This is a genomic window from Mastigocoleus testarum BC008 (genome assembly GCF_001456025.1).
GTDB lineage: Bacteria > Cyanobacteriota > Cyanobacteriia > Cyanobacteriales > Nostocaceae > Mastigocoleus > Mastigocoleus testarum.
On sequence record NZ_LMTZ01000118.1, the window covers coordinates 148,927 to 161,860 of the forward strand.

10 protein-coding genes and 1 pseudogene are annotated in these 12,934 nt (G+C 38.3%); 6 read left to right on the forward strand and 5 right to left on the reverse strand.

Going from position 1 to position 12,934, the window contains the following annotated elements; all coding sequences use genetic code 11:
* Nucleotides 1-108 precede the first annotated feature (108 nt).
* From BC008_RS30245 to BC008_RS30260, 4 genes are all read left to right on the forward strand, one after another.
* Complete coding sequence (locus BC008_RS30245; RefSeq protein WP_027844802.1) at nucleotides 109-438, forward strand: DUF6825 family protein; 330 nt, start codon at nucleotides 109-111, stop codon at nucleotides 436-438.
* Nucleotides 439-623: 185 nt separating this feature from the next.
* The gene (locus BC008_RS30250) at nucleotides 624-2,309 is read left to right on the forward strand and encodes an ABC1 kinase family protein (RefSeq protein ID WP_027844801.1); all 1,686 of its coding nucleotides are present in this window, start codon (nucleotides 624-626) and stop codon (nucleotides 2,307-2,309) included.
* 20 nt (nucleotides 2,310-2,329) lie between these two features.
* Nucleotides 2,330-3,094 (forward strand): Stp1/IreP family PP2C-type Ser/Thr phosphatase, encoded by a 765-nt coding sequence (locus BC008_RS30255; protein ID WP_027844800.1) that lies wholly within the window; start codon nucleotides 2,330-2,332, stop codon nucleotides 3,092-3,094.
* 1,007 nt (nucleotides 3,095-4,101) lie between these two features.
* Nucleotides 4,102-4,299 (forward strand): NblA/ycf18 family protein, encoded by a 198-nt coding sequence (locus BC008_RS30260; RefSeq protein ID WP_027844799.1) that lies wholly within the window; start codon nucleotides 4,102-4,104, stop codon nucleotides 4,297-4,299.
* Between the two features lie 919 nt (nucleotides 4,300-5,218).
* Here the strand turns inward: BC008_RS30260 and BC008_RS30265 are convergent.
* Nucleotides 5,219-6,808, reverse strand: a complete 1,590-nt coding sequence (locus tag BC008_RS30265) for a serine/threonine-protein kinase (protein ID WP_027844798.1) — start codon at nucleotides 6,806-6,808, stop codon at nucleotides 5,219-5,221.
* Nucleotides 6,809-7,089: 281 nt separating this feature from the next.
* Between BC008_RS30265 and BC008_RS30270 the strand changes: the two genes are divergently transcribed.
* Entirely contained in the window at nucleotides 7,090-7,353 is a 264-nt protein-coding gene (locus BC008_RS30270; RefSeq protein WP_058184151.1) for a hypothetical protein, read from the forward strand.
* 106 nt (nucleotides 7,354-7,459) lie between these two features.
* On the opposite strand, the gene BC008_RS30275 is transcribed toward BC008_RS30270, so the two are convergent.
* On the reverse strand, nucleotides 7,460-7,912 hold the full coding sequence (locus BC008_RS30275) for a hypothetical protein (RefSeq protein WP_058184152.1): 453 nt from the start codon (nucleotides 7,910-7,912) through the stop codon (nucleotides 7,460-7,462).
* Nucleotides 7,913-8,049: 137 nt separating this feature from the next.
* Here BC008_RS30275 and BC008_RS46885 point away from each other — a divergent pair.
* A pseudogene (locus tag BC008_RS46885) lies at nucleotides 8,050-8,463 on the forward strand (RNA-guided endonuclease InsQ/TnpB family protein); the annotation flags it as partial.
* Nucleotides 8,464-8,474: 11 nt separating this feature from the next.
* Here the strand turns inward: BC008_RS46885 and BC008_RS30280 are convergent.
* The 3 genes from BC008_RS30280 to kdpB form a co-directional block, all read right to left on the reverse strand.
* Nucleotides 8,475-9,665 carry an anhydro-N-acetylmuramic acid kinase gene (locus BC008_RS30280; protein WP_027846019.1) on the reverse strand — a complete coding sequence of 397 codons (1,191 nt, stop codon included), beginning with the start codon at nucleotides 9,663-9,665 and terminating at the stop codon, nucleotides 8,475-8,477.
* 80 nt (nucleotides 9,666-9,745) lie between these two features.
* Nucleotides 9,746-10,348, reverse strand: coding sequence for a K(+)-transporting ATPase subunit C (gene kdpC, locus BC008_RS30285; protein ID WP_027846020.1), 603 nt, complete (start codon nucleotides 10,346-10,348; stop codon nucleotides 9,746-9,748).
* A gap of 202 nt (nucleotides 10,349-10,550) precedes the next feature.
* Complete coding sequence (kdpB, locus tag BC008_RS30290; protein ID WP_027846021.1) at nucleotides 10,551-12,653, reverse strand: potassium-transporting ATPase subunit KdpB; 2,103 nt, start codon at nucleotides 12,651-12,653, stop codon at nucleotides 10,551-10,553.
* Nucleotides 12,654-12,934: the final 281 nt, after the last annotated feature.

The following is a 12,934-nucleotide window of genomic DNA, read 5'->3' on the forward strand; positions in this document are numbered from 1 at the left end:
CTTACTTGACCAGGAAAAACATTTTCTCAAAAATAACAGTAATGAAATAGAAGCATCGAAGTGTGATAGCGAGTTATAATTTTTTGCAGACGAACGTAACAAAAATTTATGACTAACCCCCTTGTAGAAGCTTTCTTCGTTGGTAGAGCTGTCGCCGAGGTATTGACCGAACGGATGGAAAATACTTTCACTGATACTTTAAGCGAACTAGGTAAATTTGAAGCTGAAGCCAAAGAGCATTTGCGCGCCTTTACAGAAGAAGTGATGGAAAAGGCAAATCGTGCTGCAGAAGCTGCTGGTACTGGTGAAGCAGCAACAGGTATGGGACAAACTTCAAGTTCTGAACCAGATGATTTGCAAGCTGTAATTGATGAATTACGAGCAGAAATTGCCCTGTTGCGCACAGAAATTCAAAGATATCGTAGTAATTCTGTCTAAAGCTAGTAGCAAAATTACTAAATAAAAAAAGAATAAAAATAAAATATTTTTGTCCCTAGGTAATAACTGAAGACAAAATAGCGGAAATAAGAGATTTTTGCTCATTAATTCCATTTAACAAGTTGGAAATCAATGTGTTTTTTGTTGCGGGTGAATCGGTGAGCAACCAACGGTACGTAAAACAAATGGATAAAAGTTATACGGGTAAGGCATATCGTTGGAATAGGGAAAACTACTCCAGTAGACGACGGTATTTGGATATTTGGTCATTTGTCTTGACTTTGATGTTCAGGTTGTGGCTGTACAACAGATCGTGGAGTTATTCTGGAGGACCCACCGAAGTCAAAAAAGCAGCAAGACGCAAGGCGCAAGCAATTTGGATTCGTAATACTCTGTTGGATCTGGGACCAACTTTTATTAAAATTGGCCAGTTATTTTCGACGCGTGCTGATATTTTCCCAAGCGAATATGTGGAAGAATTGTCCAAGCTACAGGATAAGGTACCAGCCTTTGCTTACGAGCAGGTAGAAAAAATAATCCAGCAAGAATTAGGTAAAAAAATTCCCCAACTGTTTGAAAGTTTTGAGCCCATACCTCTTGCTGCTGCGAGCTTAGGACAGGTTCACAAAGCGACACTACACTCGGGAGAGTCTGTAGTAGTTAAAGTACAGCGTCCTGGACTCAAAAAGTTATTTGAAATTGACTTACAAATTCTTAAAGGTATTGCTCGATATTTTCAAAGTCATCCTAAATGGGGGCGCGGACGAGATTGGATCGGTATTTATGAAGAATGTTGTCGCATTCTCTGGGAAGAAATAGATTACTTGAGCGAAGGACGTAATGCTGATACCTTCCGCAGAAACTTTCGTACTTATGAATGGGTTAAAGTACCTCGCGTTTATTGGCGCTATGCTTCGCCACGGGTACTAACTCTTGAATATTTACCGGGAATTAAAATTAGTCAGTATGAAGCTTTGGAAGCTGCTGGCTTAGATAGAAAGATTCTCGCTCGTCAGGGAGCACAAGCTTATTTGCATCAGTTGCTCAATAATGGGTTCTTCCATGCAGATCCACACCCAGGGAATATTGCCGTTAGCCCCAATGGTGCGTTAATATTCTACGACTTCGGTATGATGGGGCGGATTAAATCCAACATTCGCGAAGGTCTGATGGAGACTTTGTTTGGAGTAGCTTCTAAAGATGGCGATCGGGTTGTCAAATCTTTAATTGATTTGGGTGCTCTTGCTCCTGCAGAAGATATGGGACCAATCAGACGTTCCATTCAGTACATGCTTGATCACTTTATGGATAAGCCGTTTGAAAATCAATCGGTAACCGCTATCAGTGACGACCTGTATGAGATCGCTTACGGTCAACCTTTTAGATTTCCTGCTACTTTCACTTTTGTGATGCGAGCTTTCTCAACCCTGGAAGGAGTTGGTAAAGGGCTCGATCCTGAATTTAGTTTCATGGAAGTTGCCAAACCTTATGCAATGCAGCTTATGACAAATATGAATGGTTCTCAGACGAATACTTTATTAGACGAGATCGGTCGCCAAGCAGCACAAGTTAGTTCTACCGCACTGGGTTTACCCCGCCAACTTGAGGATACTTTAGACCGATTGGAGCGTGGAGATGTCCGGGTTCGTGTCCGTTCTATCGAAACTGAGCGTTTGTTACGACGTCAAACTAGTATCCAATTGGGTATGACCTATGCTGTAATAATCAGTGGTTTTACTCTATCTGCTTCAATTTTATTAGTTAAAGATTACATATGGTTAGCTCTACTTGCTGGATTAGTTGCAACCGCAGTATCATGGCTGCTAATTCGATTACTTCTGCGACTCGATCGTTACGACCGTATGTATTAATTTTCGTTTGTTAAAAATTTATGAAACTTAGCTTTACCGGTGCTAGCGACCCGGGACTTATTCGTTCTAATAACCAGGATTTTTACTATATAGACCCAAAGGGACGATTTTTTATCGTTGCTGATGGTATGGGTGGTCATGCTGGTGGAGAAGAAGCCAGTCGGATCGCAGCTGAAGAAATCAAATCTTTTCTCCTTGCTAATTGGGATTCGGAAAAATCTTCTCAATATTTATTGGAAGAAGCTTTAGGAAAAGCAAATCAAGCAATTCTACAAGATCAGGAGAAAAATCCAGAACGGGCTGATATGGGAACTACTATTGTGGTTGTCACTTTCCGTAATGGTGAGACTCCTTGGCGCGCTCATGTTGGTGATTCTCGACTTTATCGCTTCCGAGAGCAGATTTTGGAACAGATGACCCAAGATCATACCTGGGTTGCGCGAGCAATTCAATTTGGTGATATTACCCCCGACGAAGCCCGGATGCATCCGTTCCGTCATGTTTTATCCCAATGTCTGGGACGTGAAGATCTTCAGGAATTTGATGTCAAACCACTAGAAGTGCAATCTGGCGATCGCTTGCTTTTATGTAGCGATGGTTTAACAGAGGAACTGATGGATGAAAAAATTGCTAGTTTCCTGACGGAAACTCCTACACTCGATAAGGCTGCAGTGAATTTAATTCAAGCGGCAAAAGATCAAGGTGGTCACGACAACATTACTGTAATTCTTGTTTCCTTAGAAGATAAATCAGTTGTTCAAGCCCAAACAATCGAATCACATTGATATTGATGTATGTTGTAAGTTAAGGAGTTATGAGCCGCTAAAACTGAACGAGCATAAAAATATCGCGCTCTAAGAGGCGTTGTACATCAAGCAGCCTGACGCCTTTTGCTGCGCTGTCAGGCTTTATAGAAGTCAAGGTTCTGAAATATCCTTAACACCCTAAGTAATATGGGGAAAATATTGCTTTATCAAAATTAGTAAAGTGAATATAGTGCCTTTTATCTGCTAAAAAGTATTAGAAATTAAAAATTAATTAACGCAAATAATATTTAATACTTATTTACATACCCCGATATAAAAAATTTATCTAAATTCCTGTTTTAAAGGTTTTTCCGTGTTTATTGTAGATAAAACTAATTATTGCTAAGACTTTGTGGACATGTATATCGTCTTGTTTGCAAGCCTATTGTGTTTTTTTTATTTCTTTTGTAGTAGATATACTTAGCATTTTGTTCGCCCTGAGCATTTTTATCATTTACAACTTGATACATATACATTAAACCTCTGTAGGTTAGTACAGAGGTTATTTTTCTCAATTTTGTTGTTTTTAATCTTGCAGCTTATAAACTATGAAGCATATAATTCACGACTGACTAATGAATTAGAGGTTTTCTCAGAATTAAGCTTGGGTTGTAAATTACTTTGGAAAATGAAAACTATAACTAAAGAAGTAAAAGTCGTAATTTTTCACCTTTAGTTAGAAATTTTTATCTCCAAAGGTCGAATAAGTTCTACCCGTTTCACTAAGAATTATTCACTTTGAACGAAAACTATCTTGGTGAACTTGAATAAAGTATTTAGTAAGCCTTAGATTTCGGTTAATGCTTACTAGTATTCCCCCTTACTTAAGTACGGTTATCCTGTCAAACATTTGTTATCTTTGTTAACAAGACCCAAGTACAATGTAAGAAAACACTGTAAGACAAAAGACTATTTCTGTTTACCGACTTAAAGTTTGAGGTGAATCGCTGCCAATTAACTTTAACTAATTGATGGAGAAATTTACAATGAACCAACCAAATGAATTAACCTTAGAACAGCAATTCAATATACACTCTTTTGCGACTCAAGTAGAACACATGAGTCACGAACAAGCGAAAGACTTCTTAGTCAAACTTTACGAACAAATGGTCGTACGGGAGGCTACTTATAAAGAATTAATTAAGCACCAATGGGGTTTAGATTCTAATTCTTCTTGGATGTAAAGTTCCACTTGTTTGACAGAGTGGACGACCTCCCTCTCTTGCTCTGTTCTGGCTAGGGAAAGGAGCTGGGGTTGTCGGGGCGTCAACTTTAAGCATTGACTACCATATACCAATTTTAAGTTCGTTAATTTGACAAATTGCGATCGCTATCGAACCGTTGTAACTGTTAAACCAATTTGACTTTTAAACTGATAAAGTTTTCTAATCTTAACTTTTGTTAGCTTAAACTTCTGTGAATTCTAATCGTTGTGAATAAAAACTGTTTTGACTTCAAGCTGCTTTGACTTCAAACAACTATAAATTTTGAAATGTTTGTGAATCCCCAACAGTTATAACGGTCAAAATAAAGTTTAACTGAATGTACAGATAACAAGTATATTGACTAATTACTGGCAATTATTTATTTATACAATAAAAAATTAAAAGCCCAGAATTAAGAGTAAATTGCCAATTATGACTTTTCCTTACTTGAATACTAGGTTTATCGCTAAGTTTCTCAAAATCAAATAGCTTTAGTATTGCGAGTATACTCAGAAAATTACTCAATTAAATTTTATAGTCAAAACAAGCTCTACAGTAAATATTAACCGTAAAATTATTTCATTTTACTTTACAGTCAGGATTAAGCATACTCCCGTTTTCTAAACGGAAGATTTAGCAGAAGTCCAAAATAGAACTCTACAAGGATTACTTAAGAACCCTCTACTTACTCCACTAAGATTTAAGTTTAGTGTTGTAGCTACTTGTGGTGAAATTTATTTTTACTGTGTTACTTTATTTTTGTTATCCTTGATAATTTATATCCCGATATGGGGGCAGAAAATATATTTTTTTACAATACTTAATGTCTTTTGCACGTTAATCAATTTTTTGGACAAAAATACCTAATCCCTATATAACTTTCTTTTCTTTGCTTATTTCATCTGTGTATATCTAAGCCTGACTTTATATCGCTTCGTGTCAGTTTTTCCAGGATTTGAGGTTTCATTTTTTCATATTCATTGTGCAGTAATCTTTTGCTCAGTTGTGGATTTCCTTTTGAAGATAGAGAGTAACTGAGCTTTACCCATTCTTGTAACCGAAGAGTTTGAGCCGAAGCAATACTCGAATTAAGGATAAGATGTGCGGGTTGAGGAGCTTCTTTAGCAAACAATAGTATTTGATAGTAACCATTCTCCCCCAAAAGACGAGTAGTTTCTCGACCAAATTTAGTTTTAAGGTCGAGATAGCAATTTAACCATTTAGCACCGTGCTTTTGGTTATAAATGGCAGAAATCCATAGCAGCATCGGATGAGGTTCGGTTATGAAGATAAACTGATTGTAGCGACTACAAACGAAAAATTTGCGAATTTCTAAGATAGGTAACATTGCCCACAGCGCAGGTAATAGTTTGCTACTTACTCTAATTGCTTGGGGAAAAACAATATTAGCAATAGGTTTATTTGTAGGCCAAAAACAGCTACGAGCAATTTCATCTTTAGTTACGGATGGAGGAATATCTGAATCTGTTGAATGAGTTGGTTGTGTGAGTTCTGCCTTTAAGGTTGTTTTTTCTGGTGTATCATCCTCTGGAAGAAATTTTTGTTCTGAAGCAAAGTTTTGTAAGGAATGATTGGTTTTTTCTAATGTTTCCAGTTTTCCTAAGGTTTCAATAATTTCAGTAATATTTTGGGGGCGATCGCATGGAGATTTACCTAAACAATCCATTATTAAGGTTTCTAATGATGAAGGTAATGGGATTGTAGAGTTGATTTCTGTAAAGGAATGTGGTTTCTGTTCGCGATGAGCTTTATACCATGCTCCAAAAGAATGAGTTTTTGTTTGAATTGGCGTTCTACCGGTGAGCATTTCAAACATCATCACCCCCAAACTATAAATATCAGAACGGTTATCTAGTTCTTTTCCCTCCATTTGTTCTGGTGAAGAATAAGCTAAAGTTCCCAAATAATAGTTTGTATTTTCGGTGTTGGATTGAAGTAACTTGGCAATTCCAAAATCTAGTATTTTGACTAATTCTCCAAAACTCGGATCTTGAAGAATAAAAATATTACTAGGCTTAATGTCGCGGTGAATAATTGGGCAGACTACATCATCAATGGTGATACCATCATGGGCAGATCCCAAACCCAAACAGATTTGATGCGCTATATTCAAAAATCTTTTTAAACTGAGGGTTTCGTTGCGAATAACTTGGCTGAGGCTTTTACCCTTGAGATACTCCATCACATAAAATGGAACATCATTCTCATCCACCCCGTAGTCCATCACCCTGACAACATGGATACTTCTTTGTCCCAGTAATGCACAAGTTTTAGCTTCGCGCTCAAAGCGTTCTTTCATGCGCATTTGTTGGTTCTGCATTGAAAGTGCTAAGAATTTGACAGCAACCGGTACGCCTCCCAATAACATATCCTTAGCCCGATAAACTCGACCCATTGCTCCGGTACCGATTAACTTTTGAATTTGGTAACGTTTAGCAAGTAAGCGACCAATGTTGGGGTCTGACATAGAAAATTCGACTCCAATTTTTTAAAAAATATGACCTAAAAAAATATGACCCACAAAAATATGACCCAAAAAAATATGACATTCAAACCCATCTCAAAGACAGGTTTCTAGATTTTGACTAAGGATAGTTAGTTAACTTATTTCTCGGGAAATTTTTCGATAAACGTGACAAGTACTCGAGTTTTATTTATAACTTTCCAAATATCTTAAAATCATGTGTATATTTATTTTTCCCATTTTGAAGATATTTGATTAACTTGGGAAGTAGAAAAAATATAAAAATGTTTGTAGAGGTAAGGGGTCAGGGGTCAGGAGTCAGGAGTCAGAGGTCAGAAGTCAGAAGTCAGAAGTCAGAAGTCAGGAGTCAGGAGTCAGAAGTCAGGAGTCAGAAGTCAGGAGTCAGAAGTCAGGAGTCAGAAGTCAGGAGTCAGAAGTCAGAAGTCAGAAGTCAGAAGTCAGAAGTCAGGAGTCAGAAGTCAGAAGTCAGAAGTCAGGAGTCAGAAGTCAGGAGTCAGAAGTCAGAAGTCAGAAGTCAGAATAATTGACAATTGATGCTTTGTATAGATTTTGAAGTGAGAGAAACTTATTTCTTACGACTTCTCAAGTTCATTTAGTTAAGCGCTTCCTACCCCAATTGCTATGAATCATTCCTCAACTTAAAGCAGTGAGGTTTTCTAAGCTTGCTTCCATGGTACTGCTTAAAAAATGACCAGACATAATACCACTGGTAAGGGAATAACTAGCATTATCCAGACGGTGTAGAGTTTCAAATCCACTACGACGTTGTTTATCTCCCAATACCCAGTATCTTTGAACGATGCTACTCAAGCCGATCCAGCCTTCACCTTCTATTTGTCCTAATAAATTATGGTGTAGTAAAAAACTATATTGACGTTCGCCATCGTCCATTCGTCCTTTGTATTGCATAGCAATTTCGGCGCGATCGCTACCTGGAAATACTAATTTAGTCGCCATGGTGAACCAGTTGTCTCGATTCCAAGCAACTAGGGTCATACCCTTTACAGAAATTGGCATTTCGTTACGTTCCAACCAACTTCCTTGAATTTTCCAGCGTCCTGGCTGTAGTAAAAAACTATGATCCACCCTTGATAATCCTCAATGCACCTAGATTCTGCTATTATTCCCAAAATCTTAAAACGGATCCGGTACGCTCACGCTGGGCGCTAACAGCACTCTATTTTTGGACTTTATTTAATCCATATTCCTAAACGTCAAGGGCACGTAACCACAAACTAGCAAAAGCAATATCTGATACAGGGTGGGGAACTTTCGTAAACTTTCTTGATTACAAATGTGAAAAAGAAGGGAAAGTTTTGTTGGAGATAAACCGATGGTTCCCTAGTTCTAAAACCTGTTCTAATTGTCATTATCAAATCAAAGAGTTACCACTTGATGTAAGGACTTGGATTTGTCCTAGTTGTGGTACTCATCATGATAGAGATGGTAATGCAGCCAAGAATATTAGATCGGAAGGTATCAGAATGCTGTCCTCCTCCGGGACGGGGGAGGAAGAAGCCGCCAGTGGAGAGGAAGTAAGACCAAAGCTTGGGCGTCCGTCTAAGTTGCGGCATTCCTCAGAGAATCTGGAAGCCCCGACCTCACCTACGGTGGTGCTACGCGGATCAACAAAGTAGGTCGGGGTAGTTCACGCACTAGTAGCTAATTCTTGAATACGTGGTTGATGGATTTCACCGAGCAGAACTTCGTGGCTTGCACCTGTAGCAGAAGGTAGGTTACCAGGAGCACCTGACTCTCGCCAATAAGCTAATACTGCAAATGCGATCGCTTCTTTAAAGTCAGCACTAACCCCAACCTCGTCTGTGGTAAGAACGGGTATTGGTGCTAGTAATTCCTGTAAACGTTGCTTTAAGTAAAGATTCCGACTACCACCACCACATAAAAGTACTCTTTGGGGCATTTGTGGTAGAAAATTACGATAGTTATGAACTATAGAAACTGCCGTAAATTCTGTTAAAGTTGCTAAAATATCTGCCGGACTAAGTTGGTACTCGGAAGCATCTTGCAAACAGTGTTGCAGATAATCTCTACCAAATAATTCTTTTCCAGTAGACTTAGGTGGCGCTAAATGAAAATATTCATGTTGTAACCATTTTTCAACTAAAGTTTGACAGGGAGTTCCACTTGCTCCCCACGCACCATTTTCATCGTAAGTTTTAGCCCCATTTGTTAAATGCTCTACTGCGAAATCTAAAAGACTATTACCTGGTCCCGTATCCCAACCACAAACTTTATCCAAATAATTGCCTTGAAATGCAGGAATATAAGCAAGGTTAGCAATACCGCCAATATTTTGAATACAACTACTAATTTGGGGATCGCCGAACAAAGCTAGATCTACACGGGGAACTAGGGGTGCACCATGACCACCGACGGCTATATCGGCGACTCGAAAGTTACTGATAGTTTTGGTGTTAGTTAAATTAGCAATTACAGCACCACGACCTATTTGCAAGCTGTAACCTATGGGAGATTTAGAACTAATTTTTTCCTGTTCTATTCTTTCGGGTGGTTGATGATAGATAGTTTGACCGTGGGAACCTATTAAAGTCGCTTTTTCATGACCAACTTGAATTCTATTCGCAGCTTCAGCAAAAGCACATGCGATCGCATCATCTAATTCTGCTAATTCTGCCATGGAAATGCTAGCACCAACACAAACTTCTAAAATACGTTCTCTAAGTTTTTTTGGGTAAGGGTATGTGGCTCCTGCGACTAAATCAATTTTGATTTCTAAATCTTGACCATGAATATCTACTAGAACAGCGTCAATACCATCTACTGACGTACCGCTTATCAAACCAACTACACGAGTCATAAAGATTAAAATTTGAGATAAATAATTTTAGGACAATATTTTAGAATGATTTGGCATTTCAAAATAATTTGCAGTTATTTCTAATTACGATTTATATCTTTTAGATCCAATTCATAATTTAGCTGGAGAATATTTACCCCTGGCTCACCAAAAATACCCAAAAATCTTCCATCTGTATATTCCTTAATGGACCTCTCTATTTCGCGTTTTTCCTGTTCTTGTAAATTCCTTGCAGATGCAACTCGATCTATTTGTGCTTCTGCAGCTTCTACGGAAATGTGAGGGTCTAAACCAGAACCGGAAGTGTATATTAATTCCGCGAGGGGTGGAATATTTTCTTCTCTGAGTAATTCGGCTTCTTCTAGTACTCGTTGCTGTAAACTTGGATCGCTGGGAGCTAAGTTACTGGCTCCGGACACTCCTGTTGGTCTACCTCTTCTACCGATACTGTAGCGGACTGCACTTGGTCTTCCCTGAAAATATTTTTCTGAAACAAATTTTTGTCCGATTAAAGTTGAACCATAATTTTTCTCGTGAATATTTTGTTTGATGTTACCATTTGCCTGTTCTGGGAAGAAGACTTGACCTACCACAAGTATGAATAAAGGATAGATAAATGCTGTAAGTAACCAGAGAAATATGGTGACACGAATTGCTTTAAAGATATCTTTGAGCATGGGGATTGGGGATTGGGGATTGCACTGCGTGCCGCCGCCGCAAGCGGCATAGAGCCTACGGCGTCGGCGGAGCCTCTGGTGACTGGGAATTGGAGATTGGGGATTGGAGATTGGGGATTGGAGATTGGTAGTTCAGTTATTACTACTTAATTATTAAAAAAAATTTTTAGCATTTATTTGTTAAGTATTTAGTTTAAAGATTCAATATTCAAAGTAACCCTGCTGAAGTTATTCCCATATCAATTATTTTTATCAGAATCAATGGTATGACTATTCCACTAATTCCATAAACTAAAATATTGCGCTGTACCATCTTATTCGGTGATAAATTTGTCGTTCTAACACCTATTAATCCAAAAGGAATTAAAATTGGAATAATTAAAGCTTTATAAATTAAAATTGAAAGTATTGCCGCTCTCAGGTTACTTAAGCCGAGTATATTAAGGCTTTCTAATTTAGCATTAGGAATTAATAAAGGGATAATAGCAAAGTATTCGGCAATTTTATTGGCAATTGTAAAGATAGTTATTGCCCCACGGGTCATTATCAATTGCTGACTAATTTGAATAATATCTATTAATTTGGTGGGATCGGAATCTAAATCTACGATACTTGCTGCTTCTCTTGCAGCTTGAGTCCCCGTATTCATTGCAATACCTATGTTTGCTTGCGCTAGCGCTGAAGCATCATTTGCTCCATTCCCAGTCATTGCTACCCGGTTACCCTCTGCTTGTTCGAGACGAATAACTGTGTTTTTAACTTCTGGAGTTGCATCAGCAATGCAGTTTTCTATTCCTGCTTCCCTTGCAATTACTGCAGCGGTAATATTGTTATCACCTGTAAGCATTAGGGTACGCACGCCCATTTTGCGCAGTCGAGCGAAGCGATCGCGAATTCCGGGTTTGATGATATCTCGTAAATAAATTACACCGAAGATTTCTTCATCTACTGCAACTGCTAGAGGTGTACCTCCTTGCTTTGCTACATGCTCAAAGGCTGTACCTACATCCGGAGTTACTTGTCCACCTTCATTAGAAACAAATTCTTCGATTGCTGAGACCGCTCCTTTACGCAGTTGACGACCGCTAGGAAGGTTGGTACCGCTCATCCGAGTAATTGGAGAAAATGGTATGGCTTGAGCTGCTCCACGCTCAAAATCTACCCTTGCACCTAATCTTTCTGCTAATCGGACGATAGATTTACCTTCAGGAGTATCATCGAAAATGCTTGCTGCTAAAGAAATATGGGCTAATTCTTCTAAGGAGTGATTATTAACTGGGATAAAAGATTCAGCGAGGCGATTACCCAGAGTAATTGTCCCTGTCTTATCAAGTACCAAGACATCGATATCCGAGCAAGCCTCGATAATTCTTCCAGAAGTTGCAATTACGTTAAGTCGTGCGGCTTTATCCATCCCAGAAATCCCAATAGTGCTGATTAGTCCAGCGATAGTTGTGGGAATTAATGCAATTAATAAAGCAATAAATACTGGGGTATCAATGGGGTTTTGCAGGTAGTAAGCAATTGTGGTTAGGGTGATGACTACCAGAGTAAACAATAAGCTTAAAAATACCAGTAATAAAGTTATTGTAATTTCATTAACTGCTTTTTTGCGTTTTTTACCTTCGACGTTAGCAATAATCCGATCAATAAAACCACGACCGGGAGGTGCAGTTACTCTTACGATCAGTTCGTCGGAAATAACCCGCGTACCACCAGTAACAGAGCTTCCGACATCAGATCCGGATTCTTTGAGAACTGGTGCAGATTCTCCTGTGACGATGGATTCATCAACACTAGCGACACCCATTGTCACTTCTCCATCTGCAGGAATAATATCTCCTGCGATCGCATAAATTGTATCGCCCCGTTGCAGTTCTTCAGAATCGACTTCAACAATTGAACCATCTGGAAATAATTTTTTAGCAGTAGTTTTTGTCTTACTGGAACGCAAAATACTTGCTAAAGCCTTTCCCCTACTTTCTGCTAATGCTTCTGCAAAATTACTAAACCAAAGGATGCAAAATAATGCTAGTGCAATGGAAATGTTAAATAAACGGGGGTTATCGTTGGATAATTCGCCAAATATATTAGGCTTAATTGCGAGTATTGCAGTAATTATTGTTCCAACGGCAACTACAAATAAGATGGGGTTTTTACTCAGATGGTGAGGATTAAATTTCAAAAAAGCATATTTGATTGCTCGTAGATACAGTAGTTTGCTAATTTTTATTTCCCTGTGTGATCGCGTGCGGCGATCGCGGGATCGAGAACGCGAACGTTTGGGTGTAGGAGGGTTTGCCGATTGCATTATCTGATGGTGGTTAACTATTTATTTTGATTTGGTGTAACAAAAATATCAACTGAATAACTGGTAATTGGTAGTTGGTGATTTATCAAATTTTCATAACAAATTACTGATGAATATTACAAGACATAGATATAAATTTAATACTTATAAATCCGATTTAAAAGTAATAAATCAAAAACTTACAGTTCAGAAACTTATAAATCAAAAATTTATAAATCGAAAATTTATAGTTAAAAAAACTTAGAAGTCAAAAACTTACAATTGAGAGACGTCATAAATCA

What these genes read in the sequence shown, in the direction of transcription:
- BC008_RS30245 (WP_027844802.1), top strand. Translation starts at nt 109, where the DNA reads ATGACTAACCCCCTTGTAGAAGCTTTCTTCGTTGGTAGAGCTGTCGCC.
- BC008_RS30250 (WP_027844801.1), top strand. Translation starts at nt 624, where the DNA reads ATGGATAAAAGTTATACGGGTAAGGCATATCGTTGGAATAGGGAAAAC.
- BC008_RS30255 (WP_027844800.1), top strand. Translation starts at nt 2,330, where the DNA reads ATGAAACTTAGCTTTACCGGTGCTAGCGACCCGGGACTTATTCGTTCT.
- BC008_RS30260 (WP_027844799.1), top strand. Translation starts at nt 4,102, where the DNA reads ATGAACCAACCAAATGAATTAACCTTAGAACAGCAATTCAATATACAC.
- BC008_RS30265 (WP_027844798.1), bottom strand. Translation starts at nt 6,808, where the DNA reads ATGTCAGACCCCAACATTGGTCGCTTACTTGCTAAACGTTACCAAATT.
- BC008_RS30270 (WP_058184151.1), top strand. Translation starts at nt 7,090, where the DNA reads ATGTTTGTAGAGGTAAGGGGTCAGGGGTCAGGAGTCAGGAGTCAGAGG.
- BC008_RS30280 (WP_027846019.1), bottom strand. Translation starts at nt 9,665, where the DNA reads ATGACTCGTGTAGTTGGTTTGATAAGCGGTACGTCAGTAGATGGTATT.
- kdpB (WP_027846021.1), bottom strand. Translation starts at nt 12,653, where the DNA reads ATGCAATCGGCAAACCCTCCTACACCCAAACGTTCGCGTTCTCGATCC.